The 22,788-nt window shown below is 49.9% G+C and carries 3 protein-coding genes; all 3 read right to left on the minus strand.

What is annotated here, in order from left to right; genetic code table 11:
• Nucleotides 1-12: 12 nt before the first annotated feature.
• Nucleotides 13-7,365, minus strand: coding sequence for an AAA family ATPase (locus tag KBW69_RS10280; RefSeq protein ID WP_257280820.1), 7,353 nt, complete (start codon nucleotides 7,363-7,365; stop codon nucleotides 13-15).
• Nucleotides 7,366-7,476: 111 nt separating this feature from the next.
• Nucleotides 7,477-14,850 (minus strand): AAA family ATPase, encoded by a 7,374-nt coding sequence (locus KBW69_RS10285; RefSeq protein ID WP_257280821.1) that lies wholly within the window; start codon nucleotides 14,848-14,850, stop codon nucleotides 7,477-7,479.
• Between the two features lie 88 nt (nucleotides 14,851-14,938).
• Nucleotides 14,939-22,699, minus strand: coding sequence for an AAA family ATPase (locus tag KBW69_RS10290; protein ID WP_257280822.1), 7,761 nt, complete (start codon nucleotides 22,697-22,699; stop codon nucleotides 14,939-14,941).
• Between the last annotated feature and the right edge of the window lie 89 nt (nucleotides 22,700-22,788).

Here is a 22,788-nt window from a genome sequence, read left to right on the forward strand (position 1 = left end):
TATTAAGGGAAGTCAAGTATCCAACGACTCACACAACGAATTCAAATTCATGCTGTTCAAAAACTCTTCGACAATCATTGTCAAATCATTGGATGTCAGTATGAGAGCGTCACTGGCGTTTTGTGCCTCCCTTAAGTAGTCATCGTTAAATGAGTTCTGAAAACGGGGAGAGCTACAAATTTCAAACATCATGGTATACAGCTCACCTGCTGAGGATGGATCGTGGGCGCCATACTTGTATACGTCAACATCGCCCCAACAATACGTTAAACAACCGCCTTTCGAGTGTGTCACTTCATACAGGTAATGACAGAAGGCCTGCTGAATCGCTTTCTCGCATTTCTGTTTTAAACTATCTAAAAGTCTTTTGTCCTCATCGGATGCTTCGAGGGACTCTGGTTTGATTTTTTCCAATAACGGCTTCAGAGACGGGCTATCCTCAACTTTTCTTTTAAGCAGAGCTTCGACCTTTTCATTCATTTCTCTGCAGAACCAGAAAGGTGGCCCCAGGATAATCACCGGACGGTGGTTCGCCTTGCCCGAGTTTGACTGCACAAACGCGGGATGGTGCACTAACATTCGCTCTATATTGGGAATACCCTCAGGTTCGTCTGTCCAGGTGCTCTGCAAAGAGGAGCGGAGCATTTTATCTTCAAGGAGTGTCGAAAACCCATCATGACAATGAGTGACGAAAAAGGCATTACTTATTTCCCATTGGTAGCGCCGATAAGCTGATCGCCATATCTGGCTATTTTTTTCCTTGGACAATAGTCCCGTGTACCACATTTTCAGGCAATGGGTGGCTTTAACCTTCAGTTCATCAATGCTTTCCAGACGCGACAACAGCTCATGGTGTTGAATGGCCTCAATGATAAGCCTTTGATAAGTCGGCAGTGGATCCAGCCAACCCGATTCCAGGGCTTTATGGGCAAAGCGAATAACCGAGGGCCTGGTCAAGTCACTCTCTGTCAATATATCCTCTATTGAACTCAACCAATGCAGAGCACTGTTTCTTTCTCCGCTTTGGACAACCCTTTTTGAATGCAATGACTTAAGTGGTTCAGTAACCTGGTCTTCATCACTATTGGCCAGTATTTGTGTTACTACCTTCGACATCGGTCTACAGACAGGGCTGTTACGCTCAAGCACAGTACCGATCAATTGCTTCTCACGATAGCTCAATGTTTCTGCCTCCAGTAACATTGAGACACCCACGGAAAAACCGGGTAAATCTCCTCTCTCCCACAGTCTCCTTATCATCAGGTAAGTACTTGGTTTGATTTTTGGCAATGAGCTGTCTGTCTCAAGCGCGTTGTTCAATTCCTCAAGGCTGATACCACTGGCCTCAGCCAGAGCTTGCTGTTGTGCTAAATCAGCCCCTTTCAGGAGATCCCTGATCTTCTTTGACTGGGTGCCGGAGCCACTGACCCTTCTGGAGAGCTGGAAGTCAGATAGAATTTCTGTTGCCTCGACAGGGGCACCGCCCAAATCGACTGACACCCAGGTTTGGCCTCTATCCACAGAACACTCTGCAAAGGCGTGGGTACGGTTAGAAATTTGCCGACATGGAATGCCAAAATAACGGCAAAAAGCGATAAACACAGGTACACGATGGCGGCAGCTCCCTTGCCGCTGTGTGACGAGGAATTTAAAGAAATTGCCACTACTCTCTGGTTGAGCATTACCAGAAAACGTTCGGCAATAGTTCGCGATCGCCTTAATGCGTTGCACCGTGTTTTTAGCGTTTTGTATTGCCTCCAAAGGCACCTGTAGCTCAGTTGGTTGTTGGCCAATGGTCTCAAACAGACTCTTCAGTACTGCTTTCGTACCTTCCGAACAGCGGGCGTCAAAACGTGTTGTATGTGCTGGTCGGACTTCTCTGGCAGGTGTTTTTTTGTCCGCATCTGCGGGTTCTACGACATAAGCAACCTGAATACACTGTTGGGGTCTGGCTTCTGGAATAGACAGTGTGTGTAGCCCGGTATAGCGATCCCTGACCAAGGTAAATGATAAACCGGATTCTATGCGCAGGGCCACGATATAGTCGTTAGCCGTCAGGCTGGGCAATGTATATTGACCATTGTGGGATGAGATATTCAGGGTCGCCAGCGTTTGATCTCTGGCTAATGTCAGTTCCTGGTCACGTCCTGGCAACTGGGCAGGTACGAGGACTTCCGCCCCCAGCATGTATCGATCATTAATATTGATCAGTTTGATATGGCCCTCAGCAGACACATAAACATCCTCTGCCCACCACCGATAAATCCCGGGAAAATGGTTCGGCCAATCAAAAATTACATAGTCGTTAATTTTTGGTTTTTCCTCGCTCTCATAGCCGGTTTCCTGGTCCAATGCCGGAGCCTCTTTCTCGAGGACTTCGGGGATGTATTGTTCAGGGGCGTTATCAGTGTCAACCGCTGACGCTTCGTTAATATAATCGTCAACCAGATGGTTCAGCAGATCACTCAGCTGATGCCAGAACGCAGGCCACAATTGAACCGCGCCGAAGTTCCATGCACTTATTCGCGCATCAGCCTCCCGGAGATAAGTCTGGTTAGCTGATATTTTCAGCGTTTCTTCCTCTTCTTCCGTCAGGAAAAATACGTCACTGGCTTCGACTCCCGTCTGGCCGAACTCATGATCAAACCAGCGCTGCTGCCAGTGTCGGTAAAGTGCCTGGGTAAGTATATCGTCCGACAGATCCGGCTTCAGGGAAAGACCGGATGCCTGCCACCTGGCTTGAGCCACCCTCTTGATAATTTCTGTTCTGGCTTCCTCGTCACTCAGACGAGTGTTGATACGAATTTCATGTCGTTTTTCATCGATACTGTTGAGATCACTGCGTCGTATTAACCATGGACGATCCTTGCCCGATACCGTTTGGCTGAACCACTTGCAAAGTCCAGAATCAAGCTCGTCTTTACTCACGGCAAGAGCCGATGACTCGGGCAGTTTCTCCAACGATATCTTTGCAGCCATCAGATAAAGCCGGTAGTGCTGATTGAGGCATTGATGAAGCCCTTCTTCGGTAAAATCGCCCCCTCGGATGACGGCCCTGGCCACATTCTGTAAATCAAGACTGGTCGGCTGCAACGGCAGTTTTTTCTGCTGCAGGCAGGCCCTCAAAAGACAATGTTTTTTAGTCAGCTGTTCAGCCAGGATTTTCCCCTGCGGGTTGTCTGGCAACACTTTCTCTGCAATGGCCTGCAACTCTGCCGGGTTGTACTGCCGGATGGGTAAATGCCGGAAACGGCCTTTGAGCGCCGGTGATAAGGGTTTTCGCCCGCTGTACTTGGGTGGGTTGATGGTGGCAAACAGGTGAAATCCGGGATGAGCATCACCGGCCAGAATATCATTCAACTCACCTTCCAGGTGCTGGCTGTCGATCAGATTCATTTCTGAGATGACCACGATTACGCCATGCACTTTTGCCGTCTGGATCTTTTCACACACTTTGTCCCAGGAGCAATCACAGGCATTCAGGAGAAAGACCTCTGGCATGGATTCTCCCCGTTGCTCAGCCTGCCGTTTGACGCTTTCAATCACCAGATTCAGAGTGGCATCCTTACCCCGTCCAGCCGGGCCTTCAATCAGCGTCGCCTGACGGCCGTCGTGTTTCCTGTCAAGATGGTAAGCCTGCTGACAGCGGCTCAAATCCTGTCCAAGTCTTTGCACCAGCTGATGGACTGCTGATCCGGAAGTATCAAAGTCAGGTCGGGTTTTTTCGGTGAATTCTTTGAAGGCCTGCTTTATAGGGTACAGGGTGGTCTGGTTACGAACTTTGTCGCTCAGTGTGTTGTCCGGTTCGTAACGAGCAGCAAACCAGATCTCCAGAGCTGTCAGGGCATCCTGATAAGTTTCGCTGATTTCGGGACCCAGCACATCCTGAAAACTTTGCTGGATCAAACCGTTTATTTGTCTACCCGTAACAGTGTCGTTTACGCGCAGCGCACGATCCAGATACCAACCCAACCAACTGCAGATATCGGTCAAATCCCTGGGGGTAAACTCGTGCTCTGGCAACAGTTCCTGATAATATTGCCACAGCGTCATCACACATTCGGTGGCACTGTGTGCAATGTCGTTTATTTGAGGCTCCGGCAAATGCCGTTGTAACTGCCTGGCCAGAGCCGGTTCTACCACTCTGTCGCTAAGGAAAGCACGGTCTAGGCGGGGATAATAAGCTCTGGGCAGTTTCTCTTTCAGGGCCGGGTCCAGCTGGCGTCCGGCGTAATAATCCGGATTGCCGGTGAGAATCACCCGGTGTTTAGAGCTGACCTTGACAGGGTGCCCACTGACATAAATGCAGGGTTCTTTCGGTTCCCATAAGCCGTTCAAAGACGCCAGCAGTCCGGTTTTGGCCAGGTTGGCTTCATCCAGAATCAGGGTGACATATTCTCCGTCATTGTCGTGTGATGTCCTGGCCCATTCCATCAGCGCCCGGTTTTGCAGTTCCATAGAGCGATCGCTATCACCATGTTTATGCCATTGCCAGCGTTTCATCAGAGTCTGTTCGCTGTCAGAAGGCCCAAGGGAAATCACCGAAGCCTGTCCTGAAGCCTTCGCCATTCTGGCAGAAAAATAACTTTTCCCGGTGCCGGTTTCCCCCTGCAGGAATATAACGGGAGAGTCCACAAGTCGATCATGGAGTCGGGATAATCGACGGCTTTCACGATCCTGCTGACTCATCTCGCCGTGATAAAGATCCCGAGCCAGTGCTAACAAGGGTTTATCGGTGGAGCCCGTCCATTCCAGTGATTCAGACAGTCGATTTGCTATGTATTCAATGCCTGCTGCTTCAGAATTTGCTGTTCTGGCAATATAAAAACAATCGGTGGTCAGAGCGAGAATAGTATCGGATCGGGTTTGCCCTGATGGCAAAGGTAAGTGCCAGCCAGAAGTCAGTGCATCTTCCACACGTTTAATCTGTCCTGATGGCCTGATAGCTAAATGTTGATATGGCTCTGTTGCTGCCGGATCGACTGCCAACTGATACGCTATTGCCGCTCGTTGCTGTTCAGGCGCTTGGGCCACGATCATGGCACAGAGTCTGTCCAGAGATTCTTTTTCAGTCGCCCGTGAAAATGGACTTGCATAAGACAGTTGTAATTCTTCATTAAATAATGATGGCTCAAAGGCTCTGGCCAGTGGCCAAAGGTTCTGCTTCACAAATTCTCTATCCAACCGCAGGGCACTATTGATGATGGCATTTAACCGATCCGGGTCTGCCGAGGCGGTTTGAACATCATCGGGCATTAACTGCCAACAGGCCACTTTCATAAAATCCCGCACTGACTGATTCTGCCGGGTACCATGGGTGATGACGCTGTTGATGCCCTTGCGCCAGTGACGGGGCAGGAGCTGTGGGGACTGGTCAACCTGCTGTGCTCGCCGGGCAGCGAGTATCAGGTTATTTAACAACCCTTCGGTCATTTCAGGCAGAGGGTTACAAAGGTGGGGAGGTACCGTTTTAAACGCTTCGTACAGTATGTGAAGTGCTTGTTCTGGCAGCTCAGTCCGGGGGATATCATGCCTGTCCCCACTGATATCCCAGATATCAATCGCAGGACACGGCTTACCCGTGGCGATCATCGAACTCCATACCGAAGACGGGCTTTTTGCAGACTCTGGCCAGAGTAGGGTGACATGAGCTTTCGGGTAGGTCTGTAATTGACCATTGACCAACAGTGGTTGCCCGACAGCCAGAGGTTCCAGAAGCTGCTGAAGTATTGGGTTACTTTCCAGCCCCCTCAGTACAACCGGCTTGCCAGAGGTTAATGCTTTCTGCAACTGACTCTGACGTCGTTCAAAATGTGCCTTTTGTTCTGAGATGATATGGATATTATCAAATAGCTGACTGAGGCTGGTCTGTTCATTGACCTGAATCACCAAAGGTGCTTGCTGGCGATTGATCCAATGACTGGCCTGAGCGGTTTGCTGATACGTGACGGTAATAAAGTCGGCGTGAATTCCAATTGAGTGCTCATCGTTTTCTGCCAATCCCAGGGCTTCCGGCTGCTGATTGGTATGGGCAACCCGAAGTCGGGACTCCAGACCTGTGGTCTCGCGAATTGTCTGCAGTGAACCCAGTAAACAAAACCAGAGCGCCTCGGTGAGGGGAGATGTCACAGTGACTTCACCACCCGCCCGAACTTGTTCCAACAGACAGGTGTTTGGGACTGCATAACCTTCCGGGGCAATGGCAATCGGATTCAGCCATTCACTGATATTACTCTGGTTAATGATGATCGGGTTTCCTGATGCGTTACCAGAGTGGGATAAGGAGTGGGACAGGCTTTGGAACATTGAATGAAGCTCGTCCTTCCCTACCGGCATTTGATAAAACTGAACATCGTCGGCTAACCGACAGATCTTGCCATTGCTCTCAAAACACTTTTGCGCCAGCATCAGTCGAATCGCCTGTTCAAAGGCCAGATCCTGCCAGTTGGCTCCTTTCAGAATCACCCGTTGTCCGGCCCTTAATGACTCGAGCCTGCCGGGGATATGCTGGATTCGCCCCTGCTTATCCACTCCGGGGCCGCCCAGCAGCAATTGTCGCCAGTTACTGTGCAAGTGGCAGTCAATAACAACGGTATTGTCATCATCCGTAGCACTCCCGGTAGCACTGGCGGCACTGGGGAGTTCAGCCAATACCCGGGGAACCTTGTTGATGTCCATCAATGGGTCATCGCCGGTCTGTGGGTCGAACTGCCAGGTATTTCCGGGTCGATTAATTCGGCGCCAGAAATCAGCACCCGGCGCGTCGTCACTCCGGTCAACGGATGTCAACTGTGCCGGGTTTGCCAAAACCAGCAGCGTGACATGCTCACCCAGGGGACGTTTCTTCTGGCTGACTTTGTCGTACAGAGAGGGGTTGTTCGGGTCCAGTAGATCGTTAAATTTTGGCAGCTCCTCACTGGTGAGCTTGCGTATATCCATCACCAGAGTGAGTGGCTGTGGCCCTTCAAACAGCTTGCCTGAACGCAGAACATGGCACCCCTCTTCAGAAATGCTCAACCGGCTGACCAGATTAGCCTGTGAGAGGTCATCGGGGTGGGAAATAAGGGTGACATCCCGGTGTCCATCGCCGGTCTGGGCCACTAAAAGCCGTCGAATTTCATCATCACTGGCGACAAAACGAAAATCAAAGGAACAAGAAGCCCTGCGGAGCGAGGAATTTCCTGAGGATACCGTTCTCTCCTTGTCAGGCAACGTCATCGGACGTCTTGATCTATTGATTTCGGGAGTCACGTCAGAGCAGGTTATAACATTCTTTTTTGACGATAACTCCAGTTTCGCTACCGTGGCTGATACGCCAGTGTCAGGAACGGGTTTCTTTACTTCTCTGTCAATCCGACCATCCATTGTCAACTTCTCTCCTGTCATCTGAAGAACTGCATTGAAAGTGCTTGATTATATGACCTTCAGACAGGATGAAAGTTTCATTTGGATTGATACCCGTAGCCGTTGAAAGAATCACGCAAAAAACGACTCATAAAGCGAATTCAAATTCACGCTGTTCAAAAACTCTTCGGCAATTTTTGTCAGCTCAGCGGATTTGAGCACCAGAGCATTAGTGGCGTTGTGTGCCTGTCTTAAGTAAGCACCATTAACGCATTCCTGAAACCAGGAAGGGCTATCAATTAAATACATCATGTCATACAGCTGTTCCGGTGAGGATGGGTGACGAGCCCCAAAGTTGTTAGTGAAGTAATAGCCAGTAGTCCTGATGTTAGCGTCGGCCCAACAATACGTTAAGCAACCGCCTTTCGAATGCGTCACTTCATACAGGTAATGACAGAAGGCCCGCTGAAGCGCTTGCTCGTATCTGTCTATTAAAGCATTTAAAAGCTGAAGATCCTGCTCTGACGCCCGAAAGGACTTTTCCAATAAATCCTTCAAAAACAGGTCATAATCAGCATTTATTTGCAACAGAGCATCGACCTTTTTATTAATCACTGTGGTGTCCCAGGAAACTTGCCCAAGGATAATGACCGGACGGTGGCTTGCCTTGCCCGAGACTAACTTCGGAAACGCAGGGTGGTGTGCCAGCATTCGTTCTATATTCGGAATGCCCTCAGGATCGAACGTCCAGGTGTTCTGTAAAGATCGATTGACAATTTTATCTTCAAAGAATTGCGAAAACCCATCATGACAATGAGTGACGAGTATGGAACTACCTTTAGTCTTTTGGAAGTTTCTACTAGCCAACTTCCATACACAATTATTTTTTTCCCTGGAAAATAATTTCGTATAACAGTTTTTCAGGCAATCAGCGGCTTTAACCTTCAGTTCACAGACCCCTTCCAGGCGCACCAATAGCTGATGAAGTTTATCGAATCCCATCATTTGGCACTGATAGTTCTGCACTGGATCCAGCCAACCCAATTCCATGGCATTAAGGGCAAAGCGGATAACCGAAGGCTTGGCCAAGTCAATGTCTTGCAGTATGTCCACCGTTGAAAGCAGCCACTTGTCAGCGTTTGCTTCGGCCTGATCATTTATTTTTGAACGGAGTGACTTGAGTAGTTTAATGACCTGATATTCATCACCGTCGGACAATATTTGATTTACTGCCAGCGACATCTGTTCAAAATCTATCTTGAGGTCGGTCAATGCTTTTGTTCCCAATGCCTCTATGATTGAGGTTCCCATGTGAAAACTGGTTAAATTGTTTTCCTTCCAAAGGTTCCTGACCATTTCGGAAATACTTAGATTCGTCTCTGGTAATGCACTGTTTTTCTCAAGGGTTTTGTTCAGTTCCTCCAGGCTCATGCCACAGGCTTTAGCCAGAGTTTGCTGCTCTGCCAAGTCAGCCCCTTTCAGAAGAGCCTTCAGGAGAGCCTTAATCTTCTTGGAGTCACTGCTGGAACCAGCGACCTTTCTGGTGGGCCGGAAATTAGATGTGATTTTTGTTTTCTCTATAGGCGCCCCACCTAAATCCACTGATTTCCAGGTTTGGCCTCCATCCGGGGAATACTCGGCAAAGCTGTGGATAGCGTTGCCAATTTCTCGAGAGGGAATCCCAAAATAACGACAAAAAGCAATAAAAACAGGCACACGATGACGACAGCTACCCTGCCGCTTTGTTACGAGGAATGCAAAGAAATTTTTATTGCGCTCTGGTTGTGTCCCACCGGAAAAGTGTTTGCAATATTCTGTGATCGCCTTAATTCGTTGCTCCACGCTTTCAGGTTGTTTTATTGACTGCAAAAGCATCTTTACTTCGGGTGAGTGTTGGTCATCGTGGTCAAAGGTCTTAAACAGTTTGTCCAGTACTGTTTTCATACCCTCTGAGCAGCGGTTGTCAAAATGTTTTGATCCTTCTGGCCGGGCTTCTTTAGCAGGTATTTTTTTGACCGGTTCTCTCGGTTCTACGACATAAGTCACGTGAATGCGCTGGTTGTCCCGGACCTCCTTAATCAACAGTGTGTGAAGCCCGGTATATTGGTTCCTGATCAGGGTAAATGGCACATCGGGTTCTATGCGCAGTGCCACGATATAGTCGTTCGGTCTCAGGCTGGGCAATGCATACTGGCCATTGTTTGATGACCAGCTAAAGGTCGCCAGCGTTTGATCGCTGGCTAGTGGCACTGGCTGATCCTGCCTTGGTAACACGGCCGGTATGAGGGTTTCGACCCCATCAATGTTTTTATCACTAAGATCGATCTGTTTGATATCGCCCCTGGCAGACACATAAATATCCTTTGCCCACCATCGATACATATGGGAAGAAAAGTCCTGAGTATCAAAAATTTTATAATCGTTAAGTTGTAGCTTCTCCCGGCATTCATAGTCCGTACTCTGGTCCAATGCCGGAGCCTCTTTCTCGTGGACTTCCGGATCGTATGGTTCAGGAGCGTTATCACCGCCAGCAGCTGACCCTTTGTTAATACTACTGTCAACCCGATGGTTCTCCAGAGCACTTATCTGATGACAAATCTGATGCCAAAACGCAGGCCATAGTTGAACGTCACGGGCATTCCATGCGTCTATCCGCTGATCAGTCTTCTGAAGATAAGGCTGGGAAGCGGTTAATTTCAGTGTTTGTTCCTGTTCTTTCGTCAGGGGAAACACGCTATTAGCATCCACGCTCATCGGGCCAAACTCACGATCAAACCAGCGTTGCTGCCAGTGTCGGTAAAGTGCCTGAGTGAGAATGTTGTCTGACTGATCCGGTTTGAGGGAAAGACCGGATGCCTGCCAACGGCCCTGAGCCAGTCTCTTGATGATTTCGGTTCTGGCTTCCTCTTCATTCAGATCAGCCTTGATACAAATTTTATGGCGTTTTTCATCCAGACTGTTGAAATCATCGCGTCGTATCAACCACGGACGATCAATGCCCGATACCGTCTGGTTGAACCAATGGCAGAGTCCGGAATCAAGCTCACCGTTGTTGACGGTAAGAGCCGATGACTCTGGTAGTTCCTCCAGTGATTTCCTGGCGGCCATGAGGTAAAGCCGGTAGTGCTGATTGAGGCATTGCTGTAGTCCTTCTTCGGTAAAATCACCCCCTCTGATAACAGCCCTGGCGACATTCTGTAAATCGAGACTGGTCGGCTGCAACGGCAGGTTTTTCTGTTGCAGATAAGCCCTCAAACGACAATGTTGCATAGTCAGTTGTTCAGCGATGATTTTCCCCTGTTGGGTCTCTGGCAACACTTTCCTGGCAATGGCCTGCAATTCTGACGGACTGTACTGCCGGATGGGCAAATGACGAAAACGTCCTTTCAGCGCCGGTGATAACGGTTTTCGCCCGCTGTACTGCGGTGGGTTGATGGTGGCAAACAGGTGGAAGCCCGGGTGGGCGTCACCGGCCAGAATGTCGTTTAACTCACCTTCCAGATGCTGACTGTCGATCAAATTCATTTCTGAAATCACTACGATGCCGCCATGTACTTTTGCCGTCTGGATCTTTTCACACACTTTGTCCCAGGAACAATCACAGGCATTCAGGGGAAAGACCTCCGGCATGTATTCTTCCTGTTGTTCAGCCTGCCATTTGATGCTTTCAATCACCAGGTTCAGCGTGGCATCCTTACCCCGTCCGGCGGGGCCTTCAATCAGCGTCGCCTGACGACCGTCGTGTTTCCTGTTGAAATGATAAGCCTGCTGACAGCGGCTTAAATCCTGTCCAAGTCGTTGCACCAGCTCATGGACTGCCGATCCGGAAGTATCAAAGTCAGGTCGGGTTTGTTCGGTGAACGTTCTGAAGGTCTGCTCTATATCCAGCTGGGTCTGGTTATGAACTTTGTTGCCCAGGGTTTTGTCCGGTTTGTAACGGGCAGCAAACCAGATTTCCAGTGCTGACAGGGCATCCTGATAAGTCTCGCTGATTTCGGGAGCCAATACATCCCGAAAACTTTGCTGGATCAAACCGTTCATTTGTCTAAGGGTAACATTGTCGTTTATGGGTTGCGCACAATCCAGATACCAACCCACCCAACTGCAGATATCCGTTAAATCCCTGGGGGTAAACTCATGTTCTGGCAATAGTTCCTGATAATATTGCCAGAGTGTCACCACACTCTCGGAGGCACTGTGTGCAATGTTGTTTATTTTAGATCCCGGCAGGTGCCGTTGTAGCTGTTTGACCAGGGCCGGTTCCACCACTCTGTCGCGAAGGAAAGCGCGGCCTAAGCGAGGATAATAAGCCTTGGGCAGTTTCTCTTTCAGGGCCGGGTCCAGCTGGCGCCCGGCGTAATCATCCGGATTACCGGTGAGAATCACCCGGTGTTTTGAGCTGACCTTGATGGAGTGGCCATTCACATAGATGCAGGGTTTCGGCTCCCATAAGCCATTTAATGACGCCAGCAACCCCGTTTTGGCGAGGTTGGCTTCATCCAGAATCAGTGTTATGTATTCTCCGTCTTTGTCGTCTGGGGTATTGGCCCATTCCATCAGCATCCGGTTTTGCAGCACCATAGAGCGGTCGCCATCGGCGTGGTCTTGCCACTGCCAGCGTTTCATCAGGGTCTGTTCGCTGTCAGAAGGTCCGAGGGAAATGACCGAAGCCTGTCCTGAAGCCTTCGCCATTCTTGCAGAAAAATAACTTTTCCCGGTACCGGTTTCCCCCTGCAGGAATATAACGGGTGAGTCCACAAGCCGGTCATGGAGTCGGGATAAGCGACGGCTTTCACGATCCCTCTGATTCATCGAGCCGTGATAAAGATCCCGGGCCAGTACCGACAATGGCTGATCAGCAGAACCGTGCCTCGTCAGTGATTGGGACAGTCGGTTTTCGATGCGTTCAATGCGTTCATCTTCAGAATTCTCCGTTACATATTCTCCCCGGGCAATGTGAAAACAATCGGTGGCCAAAGCCTGAATAGCATCGGATCGGGTCTGCCCTGGTGGCACATGGAGCAGCCATCCAGAGGTCAGCGCATCTTGCAAACGTTTAATCTGCCTTGATGGTCTGATGGCTAACCTTTTATATGGCTTTGCTGCCAGTGGATCGACTGCCAACTGATACGCCATTGCCTCTCGTTGATGTTCAGGCGCATGAGCCACGATCATGGCACAGAGCCTGTCCAGAGATTCTTTTTCAGTTTCCCCTGAAAATGGACTTTCATAGGACAGTTGTAACGCTTCAAATTCAGTGTCCCTGAAGACAGCCGGGTCAAAGGCTCTGGCCAGTGGCCACAGGTTCTGCTTCACAAACGCTCTATCCAGCCGCAGGGCACTATTAATGATGTCATTTAAACGATCCGGGTCTACCGAGGCAGTTTGATTCTCATCCGGTTTTTTATGGGTATCTGGCAAAAACTGCCAACAAGCCACTTTCATAAAATCCCGCACTGACGAGGTCTGCCGGGTGCCATGGGTGATGACGCTATTGATGGCCTTGCGCCAGTGGCTGGGCAGTAGTTGTGGCGACTGGTCAACCTGCTGTGCTCGACGGGCAGCCAGTATCAGGTTATTCAACAACCCTTCGGTCCGTTCAGGCAGACGGTTACAAAGGTGGGCAGGTACGGTTTTAAAGGCTGCGTAAAGTTGCCGAAGTGCCTGTTCGGGCAGCTCAGTCCGGGGGATATCATGCTTGACCGCACTGATCTCCCAGATATCCACCTCAGGACAGGGTTTAGCCGTGGCAACCATTGAGCTGAATATCGAAGATGGGCTTTTCACAGACTCGGGCCAGAGTACGGTGACATGAGCTTGTGGGTAGGCTTGTAATTGGCCATTTACCAACAGAGGTTGCCCGACAGCCAGAGGTTCCAGAAGCTCCTGAAGCGCTGAATTACTTTCCAGTCCCCGCAATATAACAGGCTTGCCAGAGCTTAATGCCTTCTGCAACTCACTCTGACGCCGGCCAAAATATGCCTTTTTTTCCGAGGTGATATGGATATTATCAAACAGCTGACTGAAGCTGGTCAGTTCATTGACCTGAATCACCAGAGAGGCTTCCTGATGATTGATCCAATGACTGGCCTGGGCAGGTTGCCGATAAGTCACGGTATTAAAGACGCTGTGATCTCTCATTGAGTGCACATCGTTTTTTGTCAACCCCAGGGCTTTCGGCTGCTGTTTTGTGTGAGTCACCTGAAGTCGGGGCTCCAGGCCGGTGGTCTCGCGAATCGTCTGCATTGAACCCAGTAAACAAAACCAGAGCGCCTCAGTGAGGGGAGACGTTACGGTGAAGACACCACCCGCCCGAACTTGTTCCAACAGACGGGTGTTAGGGACTGCATAGCCTTCCGGGGCAATGGCAATCGGGTTCAGCCATTGGGTAATATTGCTCTGGTTAATGATGATTGGGTTTCCTGATGCTTTACCGGAGTACGACAAGCTTAGGAACATTGAATGAAGCTCGTCCTTCTCTGCCGGCATTCGATAAAACTGAACATTGTCGGATAACTGACAGATCTTCCCATTACTCTCGTAGCACTTTTGAGCGAGCATCTGTCGAATCGCCTGTTCGAATGCCAGATCTCGCCAGTTAGCCCCTCTCAGAATCACCCTTTGCCCGGCACTCAATGTTTCAAGCCTGCCGGGGATGTGCCGAATTCGCCCCTGTTTATCCATGCCGGGGCCGCCCAACAACAACTGTCGCCAGTTACTGTGCAAGTGACAGTCGATAACAACGGTATGGCCTTCGTCTGAAGCATTTTCGGCGCTGGGGAGTTCAACCAATACCGGTGGAACCTCGCTGATCTCCGTCGACGGGTTATTGCCGGTCTGTGGGTCGAACTGCCAGGTATTTTCCGGTCGATTAATTCGCCGCCAGAAATCAGCGCCCGGCGCGTCGTCACACTGGCCAACCGATGCCAATTGTGCACGATCTGCCAACACCAGCAATGCAACATGCTCCCCCAGGGGGCGTCTCTTCTGGCTGACTTCGTCGTACAGACAGGGGTTATCCGGGTCCAGCAGATCGTTAAATTTTGGCAGCTCCTCACTGGTGAGCTTGCGGATATCCATCACCAGGGTGAGTGGCTGTGGGCCTTCAAACAACTTGCCTGAACGCAGAACGTGGTGACCATCGTCGGAAATGCTTAACCGGCTCACCAGATTAGCCTGTGAGAGGTCATCGGGATGAGAAATAAGGGTGACATCCCGATGTGCATCGGTGGTTTGGGCCACTAAAAGCTGTCGAACCTCATCGTCATTGGCAACAAAACGAAAATCGAAGGAACAAGAAGCCCCGGGGGACAGGAAATCTCCTGAGGATACGGTTCTCTCCTTCTCAGGCAACGTCATCGAAGGTGATGATCTATTGAGTTCGGGAGTGACATCAGGGCAGGTTTTGACATTCTTTTTTGACGATAACTCCAGCTTTGCTGCATCGGCTGGCACGCCGCTGCCAGGAACGGGTTTCTTTACTTCCCCACCAATCCGACCATCCATCGTCAACCTCTCTCCTGTGATCTGAAGGACTGCATTTAAATTGTTTGCTTATATGACCTTCAGACAGGATGAAAGTTCCAGTGGCGTATCACTTATCCAATGAGTCAGACAATGAATTCAAATTCACGCTGCTCAAAAACTCTTCGGCAATGGTTGTCAGCTCAGCGGATTTAAGCACCAGAGCGTCACTGGCCTTAAGTGCCTGCTTTAAGTAGGTTTTCCTGAGAGAGCCCTCAAAACACCAGGATCTATTGATTTCAGACATCATGGCAGAGAGCTCTTCTGGTGAAGATGGGTCGTGAGCGCCATAGTTGTTCGAATGATGGTTAAACCCGGTGGTTGCATTGGCCCAACAAAGCGTTAAACGACCACCCTTCGAGTGTGTCAACCCATACAGGTAATGACTGAAGGCCTGAAGAATCGCTTGTTTGCATTTGGTTTTCAAATTGCTAAAAAGGTCTCTGTCCTCGGGTGAAAGCTCACTGGCCCTCAGAATAGGTCGGTACTTTTCGTCGATAGCACGCTTTTGTTCTTCATATTCTTTTTCTTCAGCTCGAAACAGCCGATCCAGAGAAGCATCCTGGTTGTGACGTCGGTAGTAACTTCTTTTTTGACGATTGTTTTTTTTCAGATCACTGATGTGTCTGGTCAATGCATTCAGCTCCCTGTTGCGTTGATTTTCCGTCGCACGAGACTCTCTGTATCTTGCCAATAACTGCTTTAGATTCGGGCTCTTCTCGACTTTTAGTTGATACAGGGCCTCGACTTTTTTATTAATTAATGTGTTTTCCCAGAAAGGTTTACCCAAGATAATCACCGGACGGTGGTTCGCCTTGGCCGAGTTTAACTTTGCAAACGCAGGATGGCGCACCAGCATTCGTTCTATATTCGGGACGCCCTCAGGTTGGTCCGTCCAGACGTCCTTTAAAGATGGATTGGCAATGTTCTCTTCAAAGAAGGGCGAAAACCCTTCATGACAATGAGTGACGAAAAAGGCACCGACTTCTTTCTCCTGAATGACTTTATAAGCCAACCGCCATTCCTGGCTATTTTTTTCCCCGGACAGCAATGCCTGATACCACTTTTTCAGAGAATGAGCGGCTTCAACCTCCAGTTCATCGACATCTTTCAGACGCATCAATAGCTCATGGTGCTGAAGGGCATCTGCAATATAACTCTCATACATCGGCTGTGGATCCAGCCAGCCCGAAGTCAGAGCTTCATGGGCAAAGCGAATAACCGAAGGCTCGGCTAAGTTGCTGTATTTCAGAATGTACAACATTGAACTCAACCACTGCTGTGGGCTTGCTCCGCTCTGAACAACCATTTTTGAGTGCAATGACTTGAGCAGTTCAATGACCTGGTTTGCATCACTGTTGGGCAATATTTCTCTTAATGCCAACGATATCGGTTTATAGCAACATTTCACGTTGGGAGGCAGATCGCCGATCAATGTCTTTTCGTCTTCACTCAATGTTTCTATCTCCAGTAACATTGAGACACCCATGGAAAAACCGGGTAAATCCAGTCTCTGCCATAGGTTCCTTACAATTTCGAGAGTACTCAGATTGATTTTTGGCAATGCACCGTTTGTCTCCAGCGTTTTTTTCAGTCCCTCAAAACTCATGCCACAGGCTTTTGCCAGAGCTTGCTGTTGTGCTAAATCAGCCCCTTTCAGGACATCACTCAGGAGTTGTCTACTCTGCCTGGACTTAGTACCGGAAGCACTGACCTTCCTGGTGGGCTGGAAGTCAGGCAGAATTTCTGTTGCCTCGACAGGTGCCCCACCCAAATCCACTGACATCCAGGTTTGGCCTCCATCTGCGGAACACTCTGCAAAGGCGTGGGTGCGGTTAGCAATTTGCCGACATGGAATGCCAAAATAACGACAAAAAGCAATAAAAACAGGCACACGATGACGACAGCTCCCTTGTCGCTGTGTTACCAGGAATTCAAAGAAATTTTGTGTGCGCTTTGGTCTAGCATCACCGGAAAAATGATGGCAATAGTCCTTGATCGCCTCAATGCGTTGCGTCGTGTTTTTAGCGTTTTGTATTGTCCGCAAAGGCTCCCGTACTTTCTGTGGTTGTTCGTTAATGTTGGTAAACACTTCCTTCAGTACTGTTTCCATGCCTTCGCAACAGCGGGCGTCAAAACCTGTTGATTGTGCTTGCCGGGCTCTTCCGGTACGTGTTTTTTTGCCCGGTTCCCGTTGTTCTACGACATAAGCAAAGCGAATACTCTGGTGGGGTTTGGCCCCCGGAACAGACAGTGTGTGAATTCCGGTATATCGATCTCTTAACAGGATAAATGGCAAATCGGGTTCTATACGCAGGGCCACGATATAGTCGTTAACCGTCAGGCTGGGCAATGCATATTGACCATCGTTCGATGTCCAGTCAAAGGTTGCCAGCGTTTGGTCACTGGTTAATGTCACGTCCTGATCACGCCCTGGTAACCGATCAGGTATGAGGAATTCGGCCCCCTGCATGTACTTATTGCTAATATCGATCTCTTTGATATAACCCTCAGCAGACACATAAACATCCTCTGCCCACCAACGGTAAATCCCGGGGAAATGGTCCTGCTTGTCGAAAACTATATAATCGTCAAGTTGCTGCGTCTCCTGGTTCTCATAGTCTGTTATCTGGTCCAATGCCGGAACTATTTGTCCGACATTTTCTGGAATGTATTTTTGAGGAACGTTATCACTGCCAATGGTCAACGCTTCGGTCACGGGTTGTGGCTCATGATTCGTTCTCTGATCGAACGCCGGAGCCTGTTTCTCGTGAGCTTGTGGCAGGTGTTGTTCAGCAGCGTTGTCACCGTTAACAGCTAACGCTTCATCAATATAATCGTCAACCCAATGGTTCGGCAGTGCACTTATCTGATGCCAGAACGCAGGCCACAATCGAACTGCCTTGGAGTTCCAGTCACTTATCCGCCGATCAGCCTCCAGAAGATAAGGTCGGTTAGCTGATAAATTCAGCGTTAGTCCCTGTTCTATCGTGAGGGGAAATACGCTATCAACGCCCACGCCCGTCTGGCCAAAATTATGATCAAACCAGCGTTGCTGCCAGTGTCGGTACAATGCCTGGGTGAGAATATCATCCGAGTGATTCGGCTTCAGGGAAAGACCGGATGCCCGCCACCGGGTTTGAGCTACCCTCTTGGTAATTTCCGTTTTGGCTTCCTCTTCACCCTGTTCAGTCTTAACACGAATTTCATGGCATTTTTCATCGATACTGTTGAAATCACTGCGGCGTATCAACCATGGACGATCAATGCCCGATACCGTTTGGTTGAACCATTCGCAAAGTTCAGAATCAAACGCACTCTTACTCACGGCAACAGTCGCTGGCTCAGGCAGTTCCTCCAGTGATATTTTGGCGGCCATAAGGTAAAGCCGGTAGTGTTGATTGAGGCATTGATAAAGTCCGTTTTCGCTAAAATCGCCTCCCCGGATGACGGCTCTGGCCACATTCTGTAAATCAAGGCTGGTCGGCTGCAACGGTATTTTGTTCAGTTGCAGGTAAGCCCTTAAACGACAATGTTGCTCAGTCAGTTGTACAGCGATGATTTTTCCCTGCAGGGTCTCTGGCAACACTTTCTCAGCAACAGTCATTAGTTCTGCCGGGTTGTACTGGCGGATGGGTAAATGCCGGAAACGACCTTTCAGCGCCGGTGATAATGGTTTTCGCCCGCTGTACTCGGGTGGGTTAATGGTGGCAAACAGATGGAACCCCGGATGGGCGTCACCGGCCAGAATATCGTTCAACTCACCTTCCAGGTGCTGGCTGTGGATCAGATTCATTTCTGAAATAACCACGATGCCGCCATGCACTTTTGCCGTCTGGATCTTTTCACACACTCTGTCCCAGGAACAATCACAGGCATTCAGGAGAAAGACCTCTGGCATGGATTCTCCCCGTTGCTGAGCCTGTCGTTTGACGCTTTCAATCACCAGATTCAGAGTGGCATCTTTACCCCGCCCAGCCGGACCTTCAATCAGTGTCGCCTGACGACCGTCGTGTTTTATTTTGAGATGATAAGCCTGCTGACAGCGGCTTAAATCCTGTCCCAGCCGTTGCACCAGTTCATGGACTGCTGATCCGGAGGTATCAAAGTCAGGTCGGGTTTGTTGGGTGAATTCTTTGAAGGCCTGCTGTATATGCAGCAGGGTGGTTTGGTTATGAACTTTGTTGCTCAGGCTGTTGTCCGGTTCGTAACGGGCAGCAAACCAGATTTCCAGTGCTGACAGGGCATCCTGATGAGTCTCGCTGATTTCGGAACCCAGTACATCCCGAAAACTTTGCTGGATTAAACCGTTTATTTGCTTACCGGTAACAGTGTCGTTTACGGGTAGGGCACGATCCAGATACCAACCCACCCAACTGCAGATATCGGTTAAATCTCTGGGGGTAAACTCATGCTCCGGCAACAGTTCCTGATAATATTGCCAGAGTGTCATCACAATTTCGGTGGCACTGTGTGCAATGTCGTTTATTTGAGGTCTCGGCAGATGCCGTTGTAGCTGTTTGAACAGAGCCGGTTCCACCACTCTGTCTCGAAGAAATGCCTGATCCAGGCGGGGGTAATATGCTCTGGGCAGTTTCTCCTTCAGCGCCGGGTCCAGTTGGCGGCCTGTGTAATGATCCGGGTTACCGGTGAGAATCACCCGATGTTTTGCGCTGACCTTGACAGGATGACCGTTCACATAGATGCAGGGTTTGGGTTCCCACAAGCCGTTCAATGATGCCAGCAATCCGGCCTGGGCCAGGTTAGCCTCATCCAGCACCAGGGTAATGTATTCTCCGTCTTTGTCGGATTCGGTATTGGCCCATTCCATCAATGCCCGGTTTTGCTGTGCCATAGAACGGTCGCCATCGGTGTGGTGTTGCCATTGCCACCGTTTCATCAGGGTCTGTTCGCTGTCAGAAGGTCCAAGAGAAATGACTGCAGCCTGCCCTGAAGCCTTCGCCATTTTAGCGGAAAAGTAGCTTTTCCCGGTGCCGGTTTCTCCTTGCAGGAATATGACGGGAGAGTCCGTAAGTCGGTCATGGAGTCGGGACAATCGACGGCTTTCACGATCCTTCTGATGAGTCGAGCCGTGATAAAGGTCGTCAGCCAGTGCCGACAGCGGCTGGTCGGCAGAACCTTGCCATGCCAGTGATTGAGACAGTCGGTTTTTTATGTATTCTATGCGTTCTTTGTCAGGATTCTCTGAGTCAAGTTCTCTTTTGGCCATGTGATAACAATCGCTGACCAGAGCGTGAATGGTATCGAATCGGGTCTGCCCTGATGGCAAAAGTAGCTGCCAGCCAGAAGCCAGGGCATCTTGCAAACGTTTGATCTGTCTTGCCGGTCTGATGGCTAACCGTTGATAGGGCTCCGCTGCCGCCGGATCAACTTCCAACTGACAAGCTATTGCCTCTCTTTGTTCTTCAGGAGCATGGGCGACGATCATCGCACAGAGCCTGTCCAGATATCTTTCTTCAGCCCCCGATGGCCAGGGACTTTCATAGTACAGTTGCAAACCTTCAAGTTGGGTGTCCTTAAAGATTGCCGGGTCAAAGGCTCTGGCCAGTGGCCACAGGTTCTGTTTGACAAATTCTCGATCCAGCCGTGTAGCACTGGTGATGATGGCATTTAACCGATCCGGGTCTACCGAGGCGGTTTGATCCTCATCGGGCTTTTTATGAGCATCCGGCAATTTATGAGCATCCGGCAATAACTGCCAACAAGCCACTTTCATAAAATCTCGCACTGACGGATTCTGACGGGTGCCATGAGTGATGACGCTATTGATGGCTTTACGCCAGTGGCGAGTCAAGAGCTTTGGCGACTGGTCAACCTGCTGTGCTCGCCGGGCAGCCAGTATCAGGTTATTCAACAACCCTTCGGTCAGTTCAGGCAGAGGACTACAAAGGTGGGTTGGTACTGTTTTAAACGCTTCGTAAAGTGAGTGAAGTGCTCGTTCTGGTAACCCAGTCCGGGGGATATCATGCTTGGCCCCATTGATCTCCCAGATATCCACCTCAGGACAGGGTTTAGCCGTGGCAACCATTGAGCTGAATATCAAAGATGGACTTTTCACAGACTCAGGCCAGAGTACGGTGACATGAGCTTGTGGGTAGGCTTGTAATTGGCCATTAACCAACAGAGGTCGCCCAACAGCCAGGGGTTCCAGAAGCTGCTGTAGTGTCGGATTGGTTTCCAGTCCACGCAATACAACCAGTTGGCCAGTGGTTAATGCTTTCTGTAAATCAGTCTGACATCGTCCAAAATGAGCCTTTTGTTCCGAGGTGATATAGATATTATCAAACAGCTGGCTAAGGCTGGTCTGTTCATTGACCTGAATGACCAAAGGCGCTGCCTGATGATTGATCCAATGACTGGCCCGGGCTTGTTGCTGATACGTGATGGTATTAAAGGCGGCCTGATCTTTTATTGAGTGCCCACGGTTTTCTGCCAACCCCAGGGCTTTCGGCTGCTGTTTTGTGTGAGCCACCTGAAGTCGGGGCGCCAGGCCTGTGGTCTCGTGAATCGTCCGCAGTGTACCCAGTAAACAAAACCAGAGTGGCTCAGTGAGGGGAGACGTTACGGTGACGACACCACCCGACCGAATTTGCTCCAACAGGCGGATATTAGGGACTGCGGAGCCTTCCGGGGCAATGGCAATCGGGTTTAGCCATTGGGAAATATTACTTTGGTTAATAATGATCGGCGTTCCCGGTGCCTGCTCTTTATCAGCTTCCTTATCAGCTTCTTTATTACTCAAGTGGGACAGGGTTTGGAACAGTGCATGAAGCTCGTCGTTCCTTACCGGTATCTGGTAAAACTGAACATCGTCTGGCAACTGACAGATCTTCCCATTGCTCTCAAAGTTCTTTTGCTCCAGCATTTGTCGAATCGCCTGCTCAAAGGCCAGATCCTGCCAGTTGGCTCCTTTCAGAATCACCCGTTGTCCGGCCCTCAATGTTTCAAGCCTGCCGGGGATATGCTGGATTCGTCCTTGCTTATCCACTCCGGGGCCGCCCAGCAGCAAGTGTCGCCAGCTACTGTGCAAGTGACAGTCAATAAGAAGGGTATGGTCGTCATCCGTAGCACTTTGGGTACAGGGGAGTTCAGCCAATAGCGGAGGGACCACGTTGATGTTCATCGCCTGGTCATGGCCGGTCTGTGCGTCGAACTGCCAGGTATTTTCCGGTCGATTAATTCGCCGCCAAAAATCAGCGCCCGGAGCGCCATCAACGCGGCCAACCGATGTCAACTGTGCGGGGCCTGCCAAAACCAGCAGAGCAACATGTTCTCCCAGAGGGCGTTTCTTCTGGCTGACTTTGTCGAACAGACTGGGGTTGTCCGGGTCCAGTAGATCGTTAAATTTTGGCAGCTCCTCACTGGTGAGCTTGCGGATATCCATCACCAGGGTGAGTGGCTGTCGGCCTTCAAACAACTTGCCTGAACGCAGAACGTGGTGACCATCGTCAGAAATGCTTAACTGGCTCACCAGATTAGCCTGTGAGAGGTCATCGGGATGGGAGATAAGCACGACATCCCTATGTGCATCGCCGGTCTGGGCCACTAAAAGCTGTCGAACTTCATCATCACTGGCGACAAAACGAAAATCGAAGGAATAAGAAGCCCCGGGGGGCAAGGAATCTCCTGAGGATACGGTTCTCTCCTTCTCGGGCAACGTCATCGAAGGTGATGATCTATTGAGTTCGGGAGTGACATCAGGGCAGGTTTTGACATTCTTTTTTGACGATAACTCCAGCTTTGCTGCATCGGCTGGCACGCCGCTGCCATGAACGGGTTTCTTTACTTCCCCATCAATCCGACCATCCATAGTCAACCTCTCTCCTGTAATCTGAATGACTGCATTGAAACTGTTTAATTCTATGACCTTCAGACAGGATGAAAGTTTCGTTTTAATAG

Source organism: Endozoicomonas sp. ISHI1 (genome assembly GCF_024606225.1).
Taxonomy (GTDB): Bacteria; Pseudomonadota; Gammaproteobacteria; order Pseudomonadales; family Endozoicomonadaceae; genus Endozoicomonas_A.

Coding starts and splice junctions, on each gene's coding strand:
- KBW69_RS10285 (WP_257280821.1), bottom strand. CDS start 14,850: ATGGATGGTCGGATTGGTGGGGAAGTAAAGAAACCCGTTCCTGGCAGC.
- KBW69_RS10290 (WP_257280822.1), bottom strand. CDS start 22,699: ATGGATGGTCGGATTGATGGGGAAGTAAAGAAACCCGTTCATGGCAGC.
- KBW69_RS10280 (WP_257280820.1), bottom strand. CDS start 7,365: ATGGATGGTCGGATTGACAGAGAAGTAAAGAAACCCGTTCCTGACACT.